Below are 21,409 nucleotides of genomic sequence, written 5' to 3'. Positions count from 1 at the left end.
GCCCGGGCCTCGACGCAAGACACCGCTGACCATCCCCTCATGACCTGGTCAGCGGTGTGGTGCGGCCGCCTCGCCTCAGCGGAGTGCCGCACGTCCTTTCAAGCGGCCCAGGATGATCAGGGCGATGAGGGTGACGAGCACGAGCAGGGTGGTGCTGGCGGCGGCGTCGAACACCGCGCCGCGGTCGGTGGTGGCGAAGATGGTCACCGGGAGGGTCTTCCAGGTGGCCGGGTACACCATGATGGTCGCCCCGAGTTCACCCATCGACAGTGCGATGGCCAGTCCGGCGGCAGCGCCGAGGGCGGGCAGCAGCAGCGGCAGCGTGATCCGCAGCAGCACCCGGACCGGTCCCGCGCCGAGGGATTCGGCGGCCTGCCGGTAGCCGGGGTCGAGGCGGTCCAGCGCCGCGGAGACGCCGCTGAACGCGTACGCCAGCACCAGCACCGTGTGGGCCAGGATCACGATCCATTTGGTGCCGCCCAGCAGCAGCGGCCGCTCATTGAAGGTGATCAGCACCCCGAGCCCGATCGCCACCGACGGCACCGCGACCGGCAGGTGGAACACCGCGTCGGTGACCCGCCGCACCCACGCCGGGGCCGCCGCCGAGGCCAGGGCCGCCCAGGTGCCGAGGATCAGCGAGAACAGTCCAGCCAGCAGCGCGGTCTGCAGGCTCACCGACAGGCTCGCGGCCGCTTCCCCCGACAGCGCCCGATCGAAGTTGGCGAAGCCGAGGTCCGAGGGCAGCGGCCCGGTCCAGTGTCCGGCCAGCGCCGCGGCCACCACGGTCGCGATGGGCGCGACGAACACCACGGCGACGACGATCCCGAAGACCGCGAGCACCACGGCCCGCCCGCGGCGCGTCCACACCAGCATGGTTCAGCTCTCCTTGCGCGCGCCGGTGAGGCGCGCGAACAACAGTCGGTATCCGAGGTACAGGCTCAGCGACAGCAGCACCTGCACCGATGCCAGCACCGCGGCCCCCGGCAGATCGAAGGTGACGATGCCGCGCGTGTAGATCAGCGCGGGCAGCGTGATCACCCCCTTGGCGCCGGTGAACAGCACGATCCCGAACTCGTTGAGCGTCAGCAGCAGTACCAGGCTGCCGCCCGCCGCCAGCGCCGGCCACGCCTCGGGCAGCACCACCTGCCGCAGCACCCGCCACGGCGAGGCCCCGAGACTGGACGCCACATCCAGCTGCTCCCTGGGCAATTGCGCGAACGCCGCCAGCAGCGGCCGCACCACGAACGGCGTGAAGAAGGTGACCTCGGCCAGGATCACACCCCACGGCGTGCTCAGAAAGTCCAGCATCGGCCTTGTCCCCCCGGTGATCCGATTGATCAACGCGTTCACCGCCCCCGCCGTCCCGTACAGGAACGTGAACGCCAGTGTCACCAGGAACGACGGCAACGTCAGCACCGAGTCGATGAGCCGCCCCACCAGCTGCGCCCCCGGAAACGGCACGAACGCCAGCACGATCGCCAGAAACGTCCCGAGCACCACACACCCGACGGTGGAACTCACCGCGATAGTGACGGTGCGCCACAACGCATTCCGAAACGACTCCTCCTCCAGCACCCCCGCCCAAGTCCCGACCCCTCGCCCGGACTTGGTCTTCGTCGACTCCAGCAGCACCCGCACGATCGGATACACCGCGATCAACACCACCACCAGCACCGGCGGCAGCGCCCACACCACCGGCCGCCACGACCAGCCGGTCCGGCGCTCTCCGGGAGCCTCCGCCGCGGAAGGAGTTTCGAGCAGTGCTGTCATGACGCCCTCCGGTCACGGGCCGCCGCCACACCGGCGAAGAGCTGCGACCACAGGTCGGTGGCCATCGCTCGCCGCCGGAAGGAGACTCGTCGTTCCCTGCTCAACGGTGTGGATGCCACTGGGGTGTAGGCAAATTCGCCGGGTGTGCGGTAGGGAAGCGGTGTGGCGGTCATGCGCGCACCTCGGGGCTATCCGCCGCGGCCGCGGTGCCGATGCCCGGGGGGATGAGGACGCCGGCCGGGTCGGCGAAGCGGACGCCGACGTGGTCGCCGGGGGTGATGTCGGTGTGGCCGAGGACGTCGGCGGTGAGTTCCGCGGGGAGGCCGGTGACGTCGAGGTGGAGGCGGGTGGAGGCGCCCTTCCAGACGCTGGTGATCACGGTGGCGCGCAGCGCGTCTCGCTCGGTGAGCGGGACGATGCGGACGGTGTGGGGGCGGACGCAGAGCTGGGCTTCGGCGTTCGGGACCCAGTCGGGGCGGCCGATGCCCGGGGCGGGCGCGTCGGCGCGCAGGGTGTGGTCGCCGGCGGTGACCAGGGCGGCCGTGCCGGAGACGTGTTTGACCTGGCAGGGGAGCAGGTTCGCGCCGCCGAGGAAGGAGGCGGTGAACTCGGTCGCGGGCCGCTGCCACAGGTTGTGGGCGGTGTCGATGTCGACCAGCCGGGCGTCTCGCATCACCGCGATGCGGTCGGCCAGGGCCAGCGCCTCGGACTGGTCGTGGGTGACGTAGAGCATCGCCGTGTCCGGCAAGGCTTTTCGCAGCTGCTGGAGCTCGCCCAGCATGTTCTGGCGCAGCTGCGCGTCGAGGGCGGCGAGCGGCTCGTCGAGCAGCAGCACCTTGGGCCGGATGGCCAGCGCCCGCGCGATCGCGACCCGCTGCTGCTGTCCGCCGGACAGCTCGCGCGGCAGTCGTTCGGCGTAGCCGCCCATGCCGACCATCTCCAGGGCTTCGGTGACGCGCCCCCCGATCTCGTTGCGCGCCACCCGATGTGCCTTCAGCCCGAAGGCCACATTGTCGCGCACCCGCATGTGCGGGAACAGCGCGTAGGACTGCACCACCACCCCGATCCCGCGTTTGGCGGGGGACAGGTCGGTGACGTCGCGGCCGGCCAGCCGCACCGCGCCCGAGGTCGGCCGGATGAACCCGGCCAGCGCCTTGAGCGCGGTGGACTTGCCGGAACCGCTGGGCCCGAGCAGCGCAACCGTTTCCCCCGCGGCGACGCGCAGGTTGAAATCGGCCAGTGCGACAGTCGATTTGCGGCCGCGGCCGTAGGTGACCCCGACCCGGTCGAACACGATGGCCGGTTCGGCGGTGGTGTCGGTGACCGCCGTGGATGTCGTCAACGCGGAGGACATGGCTGCTGCTCCTGTGGGGTGATTTAGCTACCGGTGGCCTTGGTGTAGGCCGCCACGTCGGCGTCGAGCTCGTCGAGCACCTTGGTCCAGTCGGGGTGCACGATCTCGACGTTCTTGACCACCTGCGCCGGCGACACGGCGCCGGCCGCGGACGGCGCGGCGTCCTTCAGGTCCGTCCGGGCCGGCACCGCGTAGGCGTCGGGCAGCGACTTCTGCGCGTCGGCCGACAGCAGGAAGGTCATCAGCTTCTTGCCCGCGTCGGAGTGCGGCGCGCCCTTGGCCAGACCCATCAGGTACGGCAGCGCCACGGTGGACTGCTTGCCGTCGGCGGAGGCGGGGAAGAAGACGTTGAACTTCGAGCCCTTCTCCTTGACGGTGGCCAGGTTCATCTGCACGTCACCGTTGGCGACCACGATCTCGCCCTTGTCGACCTTGGCCTGCAGCTTGCCGGTGGAGGAGGACGGGCCGACATTGTTGGCCTGCAGCTTGCCCAGGTAGTCCAGCGCGCCCTGCTTGCCCATCAGCTGCTGCAGCAGGATCAGCACGGCGGTGCCGTCACCGGCCTGGCCGGGGGTGGAGTACTGCAGCTTGCCCTTGTACTCCGGTTTCAGCAGGTCGTCCCAGGTCAGCTTGGTCGCATCGACCGAGGGGTTGGCGATGAAGCACAGGTAGTTGCCCGCCAGCGTCACCCACTTGCCGTTCGCGTCCTTGTCGGCGGCCGCGACGGCGGCGGTGTCGACGCCGCTGGTCTGCAGCAGACCCGACTTGTCGGCCTTCTGCATGAACGGCGGCAGCGTGACGACCACGTCGGCCTGCGGGTTGGACTGCTCCTTGTCGACGCGGCTGACCACCTCGGCGGACCCGGCCTCGACCAGGTTGACCGCGATGCCGGTCTGGTCCTTGAACTTCGCGAACTGGGTCTTGTACCAGTCGCCGACACCGTCGGCGGAGTAGACGGTGACCGTCTTGCCGTCGCCGGAGTCGCTGGTGCCGGTGCCGCCGCAGGCGGTGAGGCTGAAGGCGACCGCGGTGGCGGAGGTCAGGATCAGGGCGGTCCGGGCGATGGTGCGTGCGAGGCGGTTGTTCGGATTACGCACGGTGACTGCAACTTTCAGTTCAGGGGAGGGTCGGATCGTAGGAACAGGGGGTGGATCCGCGGCCCCGGCGAGGCGCGCCGGGGCCGCGGAATTCTCTAGCCGCGCTCGGCGAGCAGCAGCTGCGCGAACTCGGTGACCGAGGCCAGCACGTGGGTCGCGCCCGCGGCCCGCAACTGCTCCTCGGTGTGCGCGCCGGTCAGCGTGCCCGCGACGATGCGCGCGCCCGCGGCCAGCCCGGTGGCGATGTCGCTGGACGTATCGCCCAGGACCGCAACCCGATCCACGGCGTCGACCTCGAGCCGCAGCAGGGCGGTGAGCACCATGTCCGGATAGGGGCGCCCGCGCCCGGCGTCGGCGGGGACCAGCGCCAGGTCGGCGATGTCGTTCCAGTCCAGCGCGTCGAGCAGCTTGTCCTGGGTCTCGCGGCTGAATCCGGTGGTCAGCGCCACCTTGATCCCGGCGGCCCGCAGCGCCGAAATGGCTTCGACGGCACCGGGAATCGGGCGCACCCCGGCCGCCTCGGCGAGCTCGGTGTAGGCGGCCTCGAAGGCGCGGTTGGCCTGCTGGGCGCGGTCCTCGTCGCCGAGCAGCGTGCGGAAGCACCAGATCTTGGACTGCCCCATGGTGTCCTGGACGAAGGCCCGGGCCGCGTCGCGCTCGGGTCCCTCGGCGGGCACGCCGGCGGCGGTGATCGCCACCTCGAACGCCTGCTCGACCAGTCCGTCGTCGGCCACGGTGGTGCCCGCCATGTCGAGGACGGCGAGTTCGATCTGCTTGTCGCTCACGATGTTTCCTTCGCGGTGTCGGACGGTCAGAGATTGAGGAGGTCGGCGGTCTCTTCGCCGAGCGCGGGGCCGAGGGTCATGCCGCGCCCGCCCGGTCCGGTCACCACCCAGACATTGGTGTCGGCCTGCGCGCGGGTGACGATGGTGCCCGGATCGATGGACTGGCTGTACACGCCCGCCCAGCGCCGCACGATCGGCGGCAACTTGCGGCCCAGCAGTTCCTCCATCACGCCGGTGAGGTGCTCGTAGGGCGCTTCGTCCACGTCGAAGGTGAACGGTTCGTCGTATTCGTGGGTGTCGCCGATGGTGAGCCCGCCGTGCAGGCGTTGCACGGCCAGCAGCTGCATCTTGTGCTGGGCGGCCGTGAACGGCTGCGCCTCTTCACGATTGAGCCGATCCAGTTCCGGTCCGGCGAAGGCCGGGTAGTAGCGGAAGCTGTCGCCGTCGGCGATGGCGGTGGTGAGCGGTTCGCCCAGGGGGGCGGTCTGCATCATCTGCAACCGCACCCGGCGCACCGGGATGTCGCCGACCAGTTCGCGGGTGAGGCCGGTGTGCGCGGCGCCCGGGCAGACCAGCACCAGGTCGGCTTCGTGGCGGCGGCCGCGGTCGTCGACGACGGTGGTGCCGGTGACGGCGCGCGCCTCGGTCCCGGCGAAGAAGCTGTAGCGCCCGGTGGCCTCCATGTAGCGCCGCAATGCGGGCAGCGCCTGTCGGGATTCGACGGCGGCGTCGGTCGAACAGTGCAGTCCGGCCAGGAATTTGCCGCGCAGCGCCGGGTTGAGGGCGCGCACCCGTTCGGGGTCGAGCAGTTCGAAGCCGCGTTCGGCGGCCGACGGCTGGGCCACGGCGGCCTCGGCCACGGCGAGTTCGTTGGCGGAGCGGATCAGGGTGATGGATCCGGCGGGCCGGAAGCCCACGCCGGGCACCTTGCCGCCGATCTCCTCCCACAACTGCCGCGAGCGCAGGGTGAGCTCCAGTTCGCTGCCGCTGCGTCCCGAGACCCACACCAGGCCGAAATTGCGGACGGTAGCGCCGCGCGCCTCGGCCTCGCGTTCCAGCTGCACGACGTCGTGGCCGCGCCCGATCGCGGCGAGGGCGTGGGCGGTGCCGAGGATCCCTCCGCCGATGATGACCAATCGCATGGAAGTCATCGTGGGCAATGGTCTAGACCTACGGGTGTTTCGTGTGGAAACGGTAGGTTAATAATTGGTATAGACCAATCGTGTGTACGCTGGGGGCATGGAGACGAGGGAGGCCGCCGGGGTGGAAGACCAGGCGGGGCCGGGCCGTCCGGCGCCCGGAACAGCCGGTGCGGGAACCGATTCCGCGCCCGCCGGACGCATGCCCAAGTCGTATCGCGTGCGCGCGGAACTGGAAGCGCTGCTGAGCGAACTCTCCGAGGGCGACCCGGTCCCCTCCGAACGCGAACTCGCGCTGCGTTGCGGCGTCGCCCGCGAGACCGTGCGGCAGGCCGTGCGGGAACTGCTGGTGGAGGGGCGGATTCGCCGCCAGGGCCGCGGCACCGTGGTCTCGCGCCCGAAGATGGTGCAGCCCTTGTCCTTACGCTCCTACACCGAGGGCGCGATCAAGTTCGGCCGCAAGCCGGGCCGGCTGCTGGTCGACTGGTCCGACGTCCCCGCCGACCCCGACACCGCCCACGCCCTGGCCGTGAAACCCGGCACCCCGGTCATGCACCTGGAACGCATCCTGCTCGCCGACGGGGAGCGCATCGGCCTGGAGAGCACCTGGATGCCGTTGCACCGCTTCGCCGTACTGCGCGAGTTCTACGACCCGCAGACCTCGCTGTACGTCGCCACCCGCGGCATGGGCGTGGTCTACGCCGTCGCCACCGAGCGCATCGAGACCGTGCTGGCCTCCCCGCGAGAGGCCGCCCTGCTGGAATGCACGACGGCCCTGCCGATGCTCCTGCTGCACCGCCGCAGCGTGGACGGGGAAGGCGTGCCGATCGAACGCGTGCGCTCGCTCTACCGCGGCGACCGGATCGCCTTCCAGGCCAAGCTCACCGACTACTGAATCCGCGATCAGCCCAGCTGCGGAGCCACTTTCGCGCCGAGCAGCTCGATGCTGTGCAGCACCTGCTCGTGCGGCAGCGTGCCGACGCTGGTGTGCAGCATGAACCGATCCAGTCCGAGCGTGTCACGCACGTCGGCGATCTTCTCCGCCACGTAGTCGGGCGTGCCGACGAACAGTGAACCGCTCTGCGAGCGCAGCGCGTCGAACTGCTGGCGGGTCATCGGACCCCAGCCGCGCTCGCGTCCGATTCCGGACATGGCTCGCGCGTAGGAGTCGTAGAAGTCCTCGACCGCCTGCTTGTCGGTGTCGGCGATGTAGCCGTGCGCGTGCACCGCGATCGGCTGCGGTTCGTGCCCGCCCTCGGCGAGGGCCCGGTGGTAGAGGTCCACCAGCGGCTTGAACCGCGCCGGCTGTCCGCCGATGATGGCGATGGCCAGCGGCAGGCCCAGAAGTCCCGCGCGCACAACGGATTCGGGGCTGCCGCCGACGGCGATCCACACCGGCAGCGGCCGATTTTCGGTGCGCGGATAGACGATGGCGTTGTCGAGAGGCGCGCGGAACTTGCCGGACCAGGTGACCGGCTCCTCCTCGCGGATCTTCAGCAGTAGCGCCAGTTTCTCCTCGAAGAGCTCGTCGTAATCGTTGAGGTCGTAGCCGAACAGCGGGAACGACTCGATGAACGATCCGCGCCCGGCCATCAGCTCGGCGCGGCCGTTGGAGAGTCCGTCGAGGGTGGCGAAGTCCTGATACGCCCGCACCGGATCGGCGGAGCTCAGTACGGTGACCGCGCTGGTGAGCTGGATCCGTTCGGTCCGTGAGGCGATGGCGGCCAGCACGACGGCGGGGGAGGAGGCGGCGAAATCCTTGCGGTGGTGCTCGCCGACCCCGTAGACGTCCAGCCCGGCCGCCTCGGTGGCCACGGCCTCCTCGACCACCTGCCGCAGCCGCTCGCCCGCGGTCGGTACCGGCCCGTTGCCGCCGACGGGATGTGTTTCGGCGAATGTCGTGAGTCCCAGTTCCACGGCCGATGCCCCTCTCGAGTCTTGTTGCCAAGTCAACTGTCAGGATAAACGGACCACGGTCCGGAAGAATTCCCGCAGGCATGGACCTGGGAATCCCACCATTCGGACCGGCAGATAGTCTGGTACCCATGTCTGTGCGCACCCGCAAGCCCCTCCAACCCGGCACGCAGTCGCCGATCCGCGAGGTCCCCAAGAACATCGAGCGCCCCGAGTACGTCTGGAAGAAGACCGCCAACGAAGGCCACGAACCCTGGGTGCAGACCGCCGAGACCATCGACAAGATGCGGATCGCGGGCAAGATCGCCGCACAGGCACTGGAAGAAGCCGGCAAGGCCGTCGCGCCCGGCGTCACCACCGACGAACTCGACCGGATCGCCCACGAGTACATGCTCGACCACGGCGCGTACCCGTCGACCCTGGGCTACAAGGGATTTCCCAAATCCTGCTGCACCTCGCTGAACGAGGTCATCTGCCACGGCATCCCCGACTCGACCGTGATCGAGGACGGTGACATCGTCAATATCGACGTCACCGCCTACATCCACGGCGTGCACGGCGACACCAACAAGACCTTCCTCGCCGGTGACGTGGACGAGGAGGTGCGCCTGCTGGTCGAGCGCACCGAGGAAGCCACCAAGCGGGCCATCAAGGCCGTCAAGCCCGGTCGCGCCCTCAATGTCATCGGCCGCGTCATCGAGGCTTACGCCAACCGCTTCGGCTACGGCGTGGTCCGCGACTTCACCGGCCACGGCGTCGGCCCCACCTTCCACTCCGGCCTGGTCATCCTGCACTACGACCAGCCCGCCGTGGAGTCGGTCATCGAACCGGGCATGACCTTCACCATCGAGCCGATGATCAACCTGGGCGGCATCGACTACGAGATCTGGGACGACGGCTGGACCGTGGTCACCAAGGACCGCAAGTGGACCGCCCAGTTCGAGCACACCCTCGTCGTCACCGACGACGGCGCAGAGATCCTGACGCTGCCGTGAAGATCGCCATGCCCCAGCGGGGCGTCACCACGCGCGGCATCGGCTCCCGCGGCCCGCGCCGCAAACCTTCCCGGGTCCTGCCCCCGAACCCCCGCGACGAGGGCCTGGGCGTCATGCGCGCCACCATGCGCCGCCACGTCGAGCTCTCCGCCGGCCGTCCGGTGGAGGACGCCGAGAAGCCGGACGGCGCCGCCGCCGACGGCCGCGACGCGTACGTCAACCGCGACGCGTACACGAGCAGCGGCCGCGACCACTACGTCTACCGCCCCCGAGCGGAGTACAGCACGCGGTGAAAGGTGCGCTGCTGGTTGCCGGCACCACCTCCGATGCGGGTAAGAGCGTCGTCGTAGCGGGCCTGTGCCGCATGCTGGCGCGGCGCGGGGTGCGGGTGGCGCCGTTCAAGGCGCAGAACATGTCCAACAACTCCGTCGTCACCCTCGACGGCGGGGAGATCGGGCGCGCGCAGGCGTTGCAGGCGCGGGCCTGCGGGCTGGAGCCCAGCGTCCGGTTCAATCCGGTGCTGCTCAAGCCCGGCAGTGACCGGCGTTCGCAGCTGGTGGTGCGGGGCAAGGCCGTCGACACGGTCGGGGCCAAGGACTATTTCCGGCATCGGCAGCAGCTGCGGTCCATCGTCGCCGAGGAATTGGCTTCGCTGCGGGCCGAATTCGATGTGGTGATCTGTGAGGGCGCCGGATCGCCGGCCGAAATCAATTTGCGGGCAACCGATCTCGCGAACATGGGTTTGGCGCGGGCGGCCGAGCTGCCGGTCGTGGTGGTCGGCGACATCGATCGCGGGGGCGTGCTGGCCCACCTGTTCGGCACCGTCGCGATTCTGGAGCCCGAAGACCAGCAGCTGATTTCGGGGTTCATCATCAACAAGTTCCGGGGCGACGTGGACCTGCTGCGGCCAGGTCTGGATCAGCTCACCGAGCTGACCGGCCGACCGACGCTCGGCGTCATCCCGTTCGCCGAGGACCTCTGGATCGACGCCGAGGACTCCCTCGGCACTGTCGCCGACGCCCCCGTGGGTCGTTCCCGCCCGCCGCTGGGCGCCGACTGGCTGACCGTCGCCGCCGTCCGCCTGCCGCGCATCTCCAACTCCACCGATGTCGAGGCGCTGGCCTGTGAGCCCGGCGTCTCGGTCCGCTGGGTCAGTGACCCCTCCCGCCTCGCGGGCGCCGACCTGGTGGTGATCCCCGGCAGCAAATCCACCGTCAGCGACCTGGAATGGTTGCGCCGCACCGGAATCGCCGACGCCCTCACCGCCCGTGCGGCCGCCGGCGGACCCATCCTCGGCATCTGCGGCGGCTACCAGATGCTGGCCCGCACCATCGTCGACCGGGTCGAATCCGATGCGGGCACGGTCCCCGGCCTGGGCCTGCTCGACCTCGACATCGAGTTCGCCGACCCCAAGGTGCTGCGCCGCTCCACCGGCCGTGTCCGCGATCATGGCGCGCCCGCCGGTGACGGTGATCTCCCCGTGCACGGCTATGAGATCCACCACGGCCGGGTCACCCGCACCGCGGACCGCCCCTGGTTCGATCTCGACGGCGTGCCGGAAGGCAGTGTGCGCGAATCGATCTGGGGTACACACCTGCACGGGGCATTGGAGTCGGACGAGTTTCGCCGCGCTTGGCTGGGGCAGGTCGCCGCCCGGTCGGGCCGCACCGGTTTCGTTGTCGCCGAGGATGTTTCGGTCGATCAGGTGCGTGTATCGCAGCTCGATCTGCTGGCCGATCTGATGGAGAAGCACCTCGACCAGGCCGCTCTGGAGCGTCTGATCGAGGCGGGCGCCGCCGCTGATCTCCCGACCCTCACCGTCGGAAAGTGACCCCGGTCACAACAATCCGACCGACACGCGTTCGACCCGAACACCGCTGCTGTAGCGTTATCGACCATGGAATCTCGGCGGATCACGGTCGGTGACCGCGAGTGGGCGGTGCGAGTCGGCGGGCCCGACACGCGGCACCATGTCCTGCTGCTACCCGATGCGGGTGACCCGGCCGATGTTTACGACCAGGTCTGCGAACGGTTGCAGACCTCGGACCTGCACACCATCGCCATCGAATCGATCGACGGCCTCGACGCCGCGACGGTGTTCGCCATCCTCGACGAGCTGAAGGTCCCGTGGGCCAACCTGGTCGGCAGCGGTGCGGGCGCCGACCTGGCGTGGGAACTGGCCGCCCGCGGCTTCGGGCGGTTCATGAGCCTCATCGCCGCGGGCGGCGGTCACCCGGCCGCCCCGGCCGCCGACGGCACCGTCCGCGATGCCGCCTGCCCGCCGGTGGAGATCCCCACCACCCTGCTGGCCACCAAGCGGTACCCGCGGGAGGTGGCCGAGGGTTCCAGCCGGTTCGTCTACGGCGAATTCCGGCTGGTCCCCATGGATGTCACCGATGTGGCCGCCGAAGCGGGCCACGAACTGGCCACCGAAGTGGTGCTACGCACCAGCTTCTGGTGATTCGGCCAGCCACTTCAGCCACGAGTCCAATTCCCGCAGGGCCGCGGTGCGCGGCGTCTCCGACGACAGGAACACGTCGTGCCGCGCACCCTCGATCGGCACGATATTGGTGCGCGTACCCAGGCAGCCCGACCAGCGCTGGATCTGCCGCACGTCGAGCACCACGTCCGACACGTCGGCGGCGGGCCCGTACTTGCGCATGAACTTGGTGACCTTCGACCGCAGGATCAACGCGGGCACCCCGATGTCGAGGCCCTTGTGCAGCCGTAGGTGCCCGCGCCGGACGGCGCGCAGCCAGCCCGCGTGAACGGGGAAGCCGCTCAACGGTTTCCAGTCCAGGTTGTAGTCCCACTCACCGGCCACGGTGTGGTGCAGGCTGTCGCCGTAGCTGGTGGACACCCCCAGCGGCAGCTTGGCGAAGGCCCGCAACCGGCCCAGGCCCTCCAGGATCGGCGTTCCCACCGATCGGTAGTAGCCGGGGCCCTGCAGGTCGAACCACGGGCTGTTGAGCATCAGCCCGGTGATGCCCTGCGCGCGCACGCCGCCGGACGCCTCCAGCCGGTTCAGCCACAGCGAGGTCACCAGGCCGCCGGTGGAGTGCGCCATGATCACCACCGGCAGGTCGGTCTCGGTGCGGACGACCTCGAGGGAGCGGTTCAGCTCCTCGTCGTAGAGCTCCAGGTCGCTGACGTAGTGCGGGGTCTGCCCGGCCCGCCGGGAACGCCCGCACTTGCGCAGGTCCAGCGCATAGAAGGCGAACCCCTGCGCGGCCAGGTGCTGGGCCAGGTGTTCCTGGAAGAAGTAATCGGTGAAACCGTGCACGTACAGCACCGCGCGGGTGGCGGCCGGGACGTCGGCGGGGGAGTAGCGGACCAGGGTGGCGACGGCGTCGCCCTCGCCGTCGGGATCGGGGCCCAAGGGGAGGGTGAGCTGCTGGTAGTCGGCGCCCAGGACGTCGGGCTGCCAGGTGGTGGTCGAAGACGTGGTGGATGACGTTTCGCGGGTCACCCGCTCAACATAGACCGCGGTGCGTAGATGTCTATTTGGGAGGGATCTCTCACATTCGGGGATTTCGAAGCGGGATTCGGGAATGGTCAGGGGCAGAATTGAGTCCAAGTGAACGACGGGTAACCTAACCCCCACCTGGTGACCCAAAAAAGACAAGGAAGTCGATCCCCGCCGTGTCGAACGCTGCCACGATTGAAAAGACCGATGTAGTACTCATCGGTGCCGGCATCATGAGTGCCACCCTCGGTGCCCTCCTTCGTCAGGTGCAGCCGGATTGGTCGATCACCATTTTCGAGCGCCTGGAGGCCGCGGCCGCCGAGAGCAGCGACCCGTGGAACAACGCCGGCACGGGCCACTCGGCCCTGTGCGAGCTGAACTACACGCCGCAGAACGCCGACGGCTCGGTGGAGATCGCCAAGGCCATCGACATCAACGAGCGTTTCCAGGTCTCGCGGCAGTTCTGGTCCTACGCGGTCGAGAACGGCGTGCTGGCCAACCCGTCGAACTTCATCAACCCGATCCCGCACGTGAGCTTCACGCACGGCCAGGACGGCGTCGAGTACCTGCGCAAGCGCCACGAGGCGCTGTCGCGGCACCCGCTGTTCGAGGGGATGGAATTCATCGACGACGCCGCCGAATTCGCGCGGCGACTACCGCTGATGGCCAAAGGCCGCGACTTCTCCGACCCGGTCGCCCTGAACTGGACCGACTCCGGTACCGACATCGATTTCGGTGAGCTCACCAAGGAACTGCTGGCCTTCCTGGGCGCGTCCGGCGCGGACATCGCGTTCGGCCACGAGGTGGTCAACCTGTCGAAGCAGTCCGACGGCTCCTGGCTGGTCAAGGTGCGCAACCTGCGCAGCAACAAGGCGCGCGTGATCAACGCCAAGTTCGTGTTCGTCGGCGCGGGCGGCGGCGCGCTGCCGCTGCTGCAGAAGTCGGGCATCAAGGAGATCAGCGGTTTCGGCGGCTTCCCGGTGTCGGGTCTGTTCCTGCGCTGCACCAACCCGGATCTGGTCGCTCAGCACGAGGCCAAGGTGTACGGCCAGGCCTCGGTCGGTGCGCCGCCGATGTCGGTGCCGCACTTGGACACTCGCGTCATCAACGGTGAGAAGGGCCTGCTGTTCGGCCCGTACGCCGGCTGGACGCCGAAGTTCCTCAAGGACGGCAAGCTGACCGACCTGATCAAGTCGGTGAAGCCGAACAACCTGTTCTCCATGCTGGGTGTCGGCGTGACCGAGATGGGCCTGGTCAACTACCTGGTCGGTGAGCTGCTCAAGTCGCAGACCGGTCGGGTCGGCGTCATGGAGGAGTTCATTCCGCGCGCCGACGGCGACGACTGGGAGCTGATCGTCGCCGGTCAGCGCGTGCAGGTCATCCGCCGCAAGGGCGCGGGCGGCGTGCTGGAGCTGGGCACCGCGGTCGTCGCGGCCGAGGACGGCACCATCGCCGGCCTGCTCGGCGCCTCCCCGGGCGCGTCCACCTGTGTGAGCGCCATGCTCGACGTGATGAAGAAGTGCTTCCCGCGCGAATTCTCCACGTGGGAGCCGAAACTGAAGGAAATGGTGCCGTCGCTGGGCACCAAGCTCTCGGAGAACCAGGCCCTGTACCGCGAGGTGTGGGACTGGTCCACCAAGGCCCTGCAGCTGGACGCCGACAACACGCCCATGCACGCAGGTATCGCTTCTCACGCGTAGATGTGATAGCAAGACGCGATGATGTCAACGGTTGCTCTCAAAAGGTCGTGGTCCCAAGACCTGGACACCACGACGCTGTACAAGCTGTTGAAACTTCGCGTAGAGGTTTTCGTCGTCGAGCAGAAGTGCGCCTACCCGGAACTGGACGGTTTCGACCTGTTGCCGGAGACCCGCCACTTCTGGCTCGATGACGAGGGCGAGACGATCTGCACGCTCCGCCTGATGGAGGAGCACGAGGACGGCGTCAAGTCCTTCCGGATCGGCCGCCTCTGTACCACCCCCGAGGCCCGCGGCCACGGCTACACCACTCGTCTCCTGCAGGCCGCCCTGGCCGAAGCGGGTTCGGCGACGGTCCGCCTGAACGCCCAGACCTACCTGCTCGACATGTACACCAAGCACGGCTTCAAGGTCGACGGCCCGGAGTACATCGAAGACGGCATCCCCCACATCCCGATGCGCCGCGGCTGACCCCGCACCCCTTGGAACACACCCCGCGCCCGCTGTGAAACCCACAGCGGGCGCGGCTGTTTCAGCGGCCCGGTCTGATGAGGGGCTGGGTGGGCCGGTCGGGTGCGATGGGGTCGTGGGGGTGGGGGTTGGGGGCGCGCATAGAGTTGGGGCGTGTCTGTTCCTGTGGCTTACTCCGAGAGTGTTCGTACGGCCGGTGATGAGGCCGGGTTTCCGTTCTCCGCGGTGGTGGGGCAGGAGCGGCTGCAGCTGGCGTTGATCTTGTGCGCGGTGCATCCGGGGATCGGTGGGGTGCTGGTGCGCGGGGAGAAGGGGACCGCGAAGTCGACGGTGGTGCGGGCGCTCGCGCAGCTGCTGCCGCCGGTGGTCGACGAGGCGGGGGCGCGGCCCGCGCGGCTGGTCGAGTTGCCGGTGGGCGCGACCGAGGATCGGGTGGTCGGGTCGCTGGATCTGGAGCGGGTGCTGCGCGACGGGGAACAGGCGTTCAAGCCCGGGCTGCTGGCCGCCGCCCATCACGGCGTGCTCTACGTCGACGAAGTGAATCTGCTGCACGACCACCTGGTCGATGTGCTGCTGGACGCGGCCGCCATGGGGCGGGTGCACATCGAACGCGATGGCGTCTCGCACACGCACCCGGCCCGATTCGTGTTGGTGGGCACCATGAATCCCGAGGAAGGCGAGCTGCGGCCGCAGCTGCTGGACCGCTTCGGGCTGACCGTGGACGTCGTCGCCTCGCGCGACGTGGACGTGCGCATGGCGGTGGTGCGCCGCCGCCTGGACTACGAGGCGGATCCCGGCGCGTTCGCCGACCGCTACTCGGCCGCCGATCGTGAAGTGGCCGAACGCATTCTGACCGCGCGCGACCGGCTCGCCGGGGTCGGCCTCGACAATGTGGAGCTGCGCCGCATCGCCGCCCTGTGCGCGACCTTCGACGTCGACGGCATGCGCGCCGACCTCGTCGTGGCCCGCACCGCCACCGCGCACGCCGCGTGGCGTGGCGCGACCGCGGTCACCGAAGCCGATGTCCGCATCGCCGCCGAACTGGCCCTGCCGCACCGGCGTCGCCGCGACCCGTTCGACGAACCCGGCATCAGCGAGGAACAACTCGACGACGCCATGCGCCAGGCCGCCGACGAAGCCGCCCGCGCCGACCGCGACGGAGCTGACAGCCTGGGAAAAGGTGAAGCGGTCCCGCCGAACGACGGCGCGGGACCGCAGGATCCGGCGGACGACGCCGATTCACCTGCCGGGGAACTGAATTCGCGGGACGACGAGTCGTCAGTGGATGGCGGCCAAGGCAATCGCGATGGCGGCCCGGATGCCCTGGACGGCGATCCGAGCCCGCACGACGGCGATCCGGGCTCTCCTGACGCGGATCCGAGGTTCGCTCCGGATTCCCCTGCGGGAAGCCAGAACCCGGGCGACCCACGGCCGGACCGTAACCCTTCCGCCGACCGCCCCTCCGCCGAGGGCCGCATCGCCGCCCCCACCGCCACCCTCCCCAAGCCTCCGCGCTGGGAGGTCCCCGGTGTCGGCGAGGGCGCTCCCGGCCGCCGCTCCCGTGCCCGCACCCGTCAGGGCCGCATCGTCCGCGCCACCGACGACACCTCCACCGGCCTGCACCTGCTGGGCACCATCTTCGCCGCGGCCCCCCACCAGTTCGAGCGTGGCCGCCTGGCGGGCCCGCTGGCTTTCGCCGCCGACGACCTGCGCGGCGCGTATCGGGAAGGCCGCGAAGGCAATCTGGTCGTCTTCGTGGTGGACACCTCCGGCTCGATGGCGGCCCGCGACCGCCTCTCGGCCGTCACCAATGCCGTCGTGGCCCTGCTGCGCGACGCCTACCAGCGTCGCGACAAGGTCGCCGTCATCACCATGCGCGGCGCGGACGCGGAACTGGTCCTGCCCCCGACTTCCTCGGTGGACATCGCGGTCCGCCGTCTGGCCGACCTCCGCACCGGCGGCAAAACCCCACTGGCCCAGGGCCTCCTGAAGGCCCGCGACCTGATCCGCCGCGAACGCACCCGCGACCCCCACCGCCGCCCCCTGCTCGTCCTGCTCACCGACGGCCGAGCCACCGGCGGCGTCGACCCGGTCCTTCGCGCCCGCGCCGCTGCCCGCATGCTCGCCGCCGACTCCGTCACCGCGATGGTCGTCGACTGCGAACGCGGCATGATCCGCCTCGGCCTGGCCCGCGACTTCGCGGCCGAACTGCGCGGCGGCTACCTGCAATTGGGCGACCTCACCGGTGACGCGGTCGCGGGCGTCGTCCGAGCCACCCGCGCCGCGTAGCCTCGCGACCGCCGGAGCGATGACCGGCCGGCGGACGGGCGACCGAGGAGACCGGCACCAACGGGACCCGCACCAACGGGACCCGCACCAATGGGACCGGCACCAAGGGGATCGGCGACCAGTCGCCCACGAGACACTCGAATCCGGCCGCTCGGTCACGGGTGCGGTATCGGCTGGAGCCCGCCGCATTCCGAGGCCTGGTGCATCGGCTCGGCAGCGATTCCGGCCGGGCCGCAGCGACTCCGCCGGGCCGCTGTGCGGCGCGGTGATCGCGGTATGGCACCGTGAACGTCGAGAGCGGTGTGCCTGGCCGCAGCGAAAGGAGCCTCGACCGATGCCGAAGGGTGTTCCCCTCCCGGAATCCATTCCCGACGACGGGTTGACCACCCGGCAGCGGCGCAACCAGCCCGTGCTGGCGGTCCACACCGGACCTGGCAAGGGGAAGTCGACGGCCGCGTTCGGGATGGCGCTGCGGGCGTGGAATCAGGGCTTCGATATCGCGGTGTTCCAGTTCGTGAAGAGCGCGAAGTGGAAGGTGGGGGAGGAAGCGGCCTTCCGGACGCTCGGGCAGCTGCACAACGACACCGGCGCGGGTGGCGCGGTGGAGTGGCACAAGATGGGCGAGGGCTGGTCCTGGACCCGCAAGCAGGGCTCGGACGACGATCACGCCGAGGCGGCCGCCGCCGGTTGGCAGGAGATCAAGCGGCGACTCGAGACCGAACAGCACCGTTTCTATGTGCTGGACGAGTTCACCTACCCGCTCAAGTGGGGCTGGGTCGACGTGGACGAGGTCGTCGAGACCCTGCGCAACCGCCCGGGCAACCAGCACGTGGTGATCACCGGCCGGGACGCCCCGCAGGCTTTGATCGACGCCGCGGACCTGGTCACCGAGATGACGAAGGTGAAGCATCCGATGGACGCCGGCCGCAAGGGCCAACGCGGCATCGAATGGTGAGCACCCCCGCCGTCGTCATCGCCGCGCCCGCGTCGGGCAGCGGAAAGACCACTGTCGCCACCGGATTGATCGGCGCTCTGCGCCGCGCCGGGCACCGGGTCGCGCCGTTCAAGGTGGGCCCGGACTACATCGACCCCGGCTATCACGGCCTGGCCGCCGGTCGCCCCGGCCGGAATCTGGACCCGGTGCTGGTCGGCCCCGAGCGGGTGGCCCCGCTGTACCTGCACGGCAGCCGGGACTGTGACCTCGCGGTGGTCGAGGGCGTCATGGGCTTGTTCGACGGCCGCATCGACGAGAACAACACCGACCCCATCGCGGAGGGCTCGACCGCGCAGATCGCGGCCATGCTCGGCGCACCGGTGATCCTGGTCGTCGACGCCCGCGGGCACAGCCAGAGCCTGGCGGCGCTGCTGCACGGATTCGCGACCTACGACAGCGGTATCCGGCTCGGCGGCGTGATCCTCAACCGGGTGGGCAGCGAGCGCCACGAGCAGGTGCTGCGCGCCGCGTGCGCCCGGGTGGGACTGCCGGTCCTGGGCGCATTGCCGCGCCTGGCCGAATTGGCCGTCCCGTCACGGCATCTCGGGTTGATCCCGGCCGTCGAGCACGGGAACGCGGCGCAGGCGGCCGTGGACGCGATGACGGATCTGGTGACCGCGCACATCGATCTGGGCGCGGTGGCGGCGTTGGCCGGATCGAATGTGCAAGGGCGGGCGTGGGATCCCGCCGAGGAAGTGGCGACGCAGGAATCGGGGCCGGTGGTGGCCATCGCCGGGGGACCGGCTTTCACCTTCGGGTATGCGGAACACCGCGAGCTGCTGGCGGCGGCGGGCGCGGAGGTCCGCGTCTTCGATCCGCTTCGGGACGAATTGCCCACTGGTACAGCTGGATTGGTCATTCCGGGCGGATTCCCGGAGGAGCACGCCGCCGAGCTCGCCGCGAATACGGGACTGCTCGCGACGATCGCCGATCGGGCTCGTCGTGGCATGCCGATTCACGCCGAATGCGCCGGGCTGCTCTACCTGACTCGGACGCTCGACGGTCATCGCATGGCGGGTGTGCTCGACGCCGACGCCGAGTTCGGTCCGCGTTTGACGCTCGGGTATCGAGATGCGGTGGCGCTCACCGATTCTCCGCTCTGGAGTGCGGGCGAACGGGTGCGCGGTCATGAATTCCATCGCACTCGGTTGACCAACGTGGGTTCGGCCGCGCCGGCCTGGGCATGGCGTTCTCCCGCCGGTGAGACTGTTCGGGAGGGTGCGGCTCTGGACCGGGTGCACGCGTCCTACCTGCATACGCATCCGGCTGGGAACCCGGCGGCTGTCGGCCGGTTCGTGTCCGCGGCAGCCGATTTCGCTCGGATCGATGTCGCCGTGTGAGTTGGCGGTCGGTGTCGGGTTGCGGCCCGGAACCGCCGCCGACCTTATTGTCGCGGCCATGCGGGAGGCGCTGGGGGACAGGGTGATCCGTCGATTGGCCACGATCGATCGGCGGGTCGGGGAACCCGGGTTCGTCGAGGCGGCGGCGCGGTTGGGTGCGGAAGCTGTCGGGTTCTCGGCTGTGGAATTGGGGGCTGTGTCGGTTCCCAATCCGTCGGGTCGGGTTTCGGAGGCTTTGGGGGTGGGGAGTGTTGCCGAGGCTGCGGCGGTATTGGCCAGTGGGGGTGGGGATTTGGCTTTCGAGAAGACGGTTGTGTTCGGAATCGTTATTGCGGCTGCCGAACTAGATTTCTAGTTTCGAATTGTGAAAAGGGTTGCGATACTGGACATTTCGGGTTCCCAGGGTGATCGCATGGGCGTAGAATTAGCACATGGATTCGAATGGGGTGACACTCGACGACTGCGGTATCGCTGAACTGGCGGCCGCGGTCTCGACCCTGACTGAATCCGTTCAGAACTCGGCGATGGCCCAGTTCTCCGATGAGGATGTCGTGGCGTTGATGCAGCAGCTCGAAGCCTGCAAAAGGCAGCTCGCGGCGCTGGATACGCGGCTGATCATCGAAGCCGGGGAGCGTTCGCTGCACGCGCGTTCCGGGGCCGGGAAGATGGTGCCGTTCCTGCGGCACACCCTCGGACTTTCGCGGTACGACGCGGCCCTGCGGGTGAAGGTGACCCATCACTGCGGAGAGTTCTTTGAACCGTCGGGGCATTTGCGTCCCGCAGTGCTTCCCGTGATGGCCGAAGCGTTTGCCGCTGGGGAGATTTCGCGGGATCACGTGCGCAACATCATGGACGTGATGGACCACCTTCCCACCGACATTCCCACTGAATCCCGTGCAGAGGCTGAGGAGATCCTCGTCGGCCACTCGCGTGACGGATGGCCGGATGATCTGCCCAAGATCGGGCGCGACATCCTCGCCCGCCTGGATCCCGACGGGAAGGTTGTGTCCGATGCCGACCGTCGGCGTCGCCGCGGGATCACCCTGTGCCGTCCCGGCGTGGATGGCATGTCCCGCATTGAAGGCTGGATCACTCCCGAGCTGCGGGCGTGCTTGGATGCGGTGTTCGCCAAGCTCGCCCGGCCGGGCATGTGCAACGTCGAGGACCCGGAAAGCCCCACCGCGAGTGGTGGGTTCATCGCTGACAGTGTTCTCGATGCTGCCGCGCGCCGGGATCGGCGTGATGCGGGGCAGCGGACCCACGACGCGCTGATGGCTCTCGTGCAGCCGGGCGTGAACATGCGCGCGCTCGGGATGCACCGGGGTCTGCCGGTCGAGGTCGTGCTCACCATGAGCCTCACCGACTTGGCGAACGGGACCGGGGTGGCCACCACCAACACCGGTACCCAGATCTCGATCAACGAGGCGCTGAAGATGGCTGAGGGAACTCACCCGGTGATCGCGGTCCTCGACGGGGACGGGATGCCGCTGTACCTGCAGCGGTCGCGCCGCACCGCCAACCGGGCCCAACGCCTCGCACTCATCGCCCGCGACAGGGGATGCACCCGCCCGGGTTGTGAACAACCCGCCTCGATGTGCGCCGCCCACCACGTCATCGATTGGGCCAAAGGTGGACCCACCGACATCAACAACCTGACCTTGGCGTGCGATCACTGCCACGCGTTGATCAACGATGGCCCGGATGGGTGGAAAACCGTTGTCATGGACAAGGACTCACCTCATCGCGGGCGAACGGGGTGGATTGCGCCGAAGAGTGTTGATCCCACCGGCACGCCACGAGTCAACGATCGCCATCACGTGGGGCAGTCGATCGCGGCTGCGATCGATTCGAGTTGCCGAAAGTGGCGATCACGGGCTGCATGAAACCGAGCTGCTCATGTCCTGCTGGCGTGCGCGAAACTACATAGAGTGTGGTCGCCTCGCGTGCCCTACCGGACCTGGGCTGACGCCGAGTTGAGAGCCGTCAGCCGCCGATCCCGGCTCACGGACTGCACGGATCACCTTCTCGAGACAAAGACCCAAAGACCAAAGACCCGAGACGACCTCGAACCTTCTTCTCTCTCCCCCGTACCTTCACG

Annotated in this window: 20 protein-coding genes; 12 read left to right on the top strand and 8 right to left on the bottom strand. The window is 69.2% G+C overall.

The window, feature by feature from the left end; translation table 11 throughout:
• Nucleotides 1-75: 75 nt before the first annotated feature.
• The 6 genes from ACYVKL_RS26085 to ACYVKL_RS26060 all read right to left on the bottom strand — a co-directional run bounded on the left by ACYVKL_RS26085 (nt 76) and on the right by ACYVKL_RS26060 (nt 6,148).
• The gene (locus tag ACYVKL_RS26085; protein WP_379171668.1) at nt 76-873 is read right to left on the bottom strand and encodes an ABC transporter permease; all 798 of its coding nucleotides are present in this window, start codon (nt 871-873) and stop codon (nt 76-78) included.
• 3 nt (nt 874-876) lie between these two features.
• The gene (locus tag ACYVKL_RS26080; protein WP_379171666.1) at nt 877-1,770 is read right to left on the bottom strand and encodes a 2-aminoethylphosphonate ABC transporter permease subunit; all 894 of its coding nucleotides are present in this window, start codon (nt 1,768-1,770) and stop codon (nt 877-879) included.
• A gap of 169 nt (nt 1,771-1,939) precedes the next feature.
• Nucleotides 1,940-3,124, bottom strand: a complete 1,185-nt coding sequence (locus ACYVKL_RS26075; protein ID WP_379171664.1) for an ABC transporter ATP-binding protein — start codon at nt 3,122-3,124, stop codon at nt 1,940-1,942.
• 23 nt (nt 3,125-3,147) lie between these two features.
• A complete protein-coding gene (locus ACYVKL_RS26070) occupies nt 3,148-4,221 on the bottom strand; it encodes a 2-aminoethylphosphonate ABC transporter substrate-binding protein (RefSeq protein WP_379171662.1) in 1,074 nt (357 codons plus the stop codon).
• A gap of 95 nt (nt 4,222-4,316) precedes the next feature.
• Entirely contained in the window at nt 4,317-4,970 is a 654-nt protein-coding gene (locus ACYVKL_RS26065) for a phosphonatase-like hydrolase (protein ID WP_379172057.1), read from the bottom strand.
• Between the two features lie 62 nt (nt 4,971-5,032).
• A complete protein-coding gene (locus tag ACYVKL_RS26060; RefSeq protein ID WP_379172055.1) occupies nt 5,033-6,148 on the bottom strand; it encodes a TIGR03364 family FAD-dependent oxidoreductase in 1,116 nt (371 codons plus the stop codon).
• A 199-nt stretch (nt 6,149-6,347) separates the two neighbouring features.
• On the opposite strand from ACYVKL_RS26060, the gene ACYVKL_RS26055 reads away from it, so the two are divergent.
• A complete protein-coding gene (locus ACYVKL_RS26055; RefSeq protein ID WP_213561351.1) occupies nt 6,348-7,040 on the top strand; it encodes a GntR family transcriptional regulator in 693 nt (230 codons plus the stop codon).
• A gap of 8 nt (nt 7,041-7,048) precedes the next feature.
• On the opposite strand, the gene ACYVKL_RS26050 is transcribed toward ACYVKL_RS26055, so the two are convergent.
• The gene (locus ACYVKL_RS26050) at nt 7,049-8,062 is read right to left on the bottom strand and encodes an LLM class flavin-dependent oxidoreductase (protein ID WP_379171660.1); all 1,014 of its coding nucleotides are present in this window, start codon (nt 8,060-8,062) and stop codon (nt 7,049-7,051) included.
• Nucleotides 8,063-8,190: 128 nt separating this feature from the next.
• Between ACYVKL_RS26050 and map the strand changes: the two genes are divergently transcribed.
• The 4 genes from map to ACYVKL_RS26030 all read left to right on the top strand — a co-directional run bounded on the left by map (nt 8,191) and on the right by ACYVKL_RS26030 (nt 11,515).
• Nucleotides 8,191-9,054, top strand: a complete 864-nt coding sequence (gene map / locus ACYVKL_RS26045) for a type I methionyl aminopeptidase (RefSeq protein ID WP_357193842.1) — start codon at nt 8,191-8,193, stop codon at nt 9,052-9,054.
• Nucleotides 9,051-9,347 carry a hypothetical protein gene (locus ACYVKL_RS26040; RefSeq protein ID WP_379171658.1) on the top strand — a complete coding sequence of 99 codons (297 nt, stop codon included), beginning with the start codon at nt 9,051-9,053 and terminating at the stop codon, nt 9,345-9,347. Before map ends, ACYVKL_RS26040 begins: the two co-directional genes overlap by 4 nt.
• Nucleotides 9,344-10,885 carry a cobyric acid synthase gene (locus ACYVKL_RS26035; RefSeq protein WP_379171656.1) on the top strand — a complete coding sequence of 514 codons (1,542 nt, stop codon included), beginning with the start codon at nt 9,344-9,346 and terminating at the stop codon, nt 10,883-10,885. The genes ACYVKL_RS26040 and ACYVKL_RS26035 overlap by 4 nt, the downstream gene beginning before the upstream one ends.
• A 66-nt stretch (nt 10,886-10,951) precedes the next feature.
• Nucleotides 10,952-11,515, top strand: a complete 564-nt coding sequence (locus tag ACYVKL_RS26030) for an alpha/beta fold hydrolase (RefSeq protein ID WP_213556938.1) — start codon at nt 10,952-10,954, stop codon at nt 11,513-11,515.
• Here the strand turns inward: ACYVKL_RS26030 and ACYVKL_RS26025 are convergent.
• Nucleotides 11,495-12,523, bottom strand: coding sequence for an alpha/beta hydrolase (locus ACYVKL_RS26025; RefSeq protein WP_379171654.1), 1,029 nt, complete (start codon nt 12,521-12,523; stop codon nt 11,495-11,497). The genes ACYVKL_RS26030 and ACYVKL_RS26025 overlap by 21 nt on opposite strands.
• A gap of 173 nt (nt 12,524-12,696) precedes the next feature.
• On the opposite strand from ACYVKL_RS26025, the gene mqo reads away from it, so the two are divergent.
• The 7 genes from mqo to ACYVKL_RS25990 all read left to right on the top strand — a co-directional run bounded on the left by mqo (nt 12,697) and on the right by ACYVKL_RS25990 (nt 21,194).
• The gene (gene mqo / locus ACYVKL_RS26020) at nt 12,697-14,220 is read left to right on the top strand and encodes a malate dehydrogenase (quinone) (protein ID WP_379171652.1); all 1,524 of its coding nucleotides are present in this window, start codon (nt 12,697-12,699) and stop codon (nt 14,218-14,220) included.
• Nucleotides 14,221-14,238: 18 nt separating this feature from the next.
• A complete protein-coding gene (locus ACYVKL_RS26015; RefSeq protein ID WP_213556935.1) occupies nt 14,239-14,688 on the top strand; it encodes a GNAT family N-acetyltransferase in 450 nt (149 codons plus the stop codon).
• 153 nt (nt 14,689-14,841) lie between these two features.
• Complete coding sequence (locus ACYVKL_RS26010) at nt 14,842-16,977, top strand: magnesium chelatase subunit D family protein (RefSeq protein WP_379171650.1); 2,136 nt, start codon at nt 14,842-14,844, stop codon at nt 16,975-16,977.
• A 334-nt stretch (nt 16,978-17,311) separates the two neighbouring features.
• Nucleotides 17,312-17,932 (top strand): cob(I)yrinic acid a,c-diamide adenosyltransferase, encoded by a 621-nt coding sequence (cobO, locus tag ACYVKL_RS26005; RefSeq protein WP_379171648.1) that lies wholly within the window; start codon nt 17,312-17,314, stop codon nt 17,930-17,932.
• Nucleotides 17,926-19,311, top strand: coding sequence for a cobyrinic acid a,c-diamide synthase CobB (locus ACYVKL_RS26000; RefSeq protein ID WP_379171646.1), 1,386 nt, complete (start codon nt 17,926-17,928; stop codon nt 19,309-19,311). The genes cobO and ACYVKL_RS26000 overlap by 7 nt, the downstream gene beginning before the upstream one ends.
• Nucleotides 19,298-19,666, top strand: a complete 369-nt coding sequence (locus tag ACYVKL_RS25995; RefSeq protein WP_379171644.1) for a cobalamin biosynthesis protein — start codon at nt 19,298-19,300, stop codon at nt 19,664-19,666. The genes ACYVKL_RS26000 and ACYVKL_RS25995 overlap by 14 nt, the downstream gene beginning before the upstream one ends.
• Before the next feature lie 91 nt (nt 19,667-19,757).
• Complete coding sequence (locus ACYVKL_RS25990; protein ID WP_379171641.1) at nt 19,758-21,194, top strand: HNH endonuclease signature motif containing protein; 1,437 nt, start codon at nt 19,758-19,760, stop codon at nt 21,192-21,194.
• Nucleotides 21,195-21,409: the final 215 nt, after the last annotated feature.

The organism is Nocardia tengchongensis, assembly GCF_054781395.1.
Note: the sequence above shows the minus strand (reverse complement) of the source record. Positions and strands in the feature narration are given on the sequence as shown.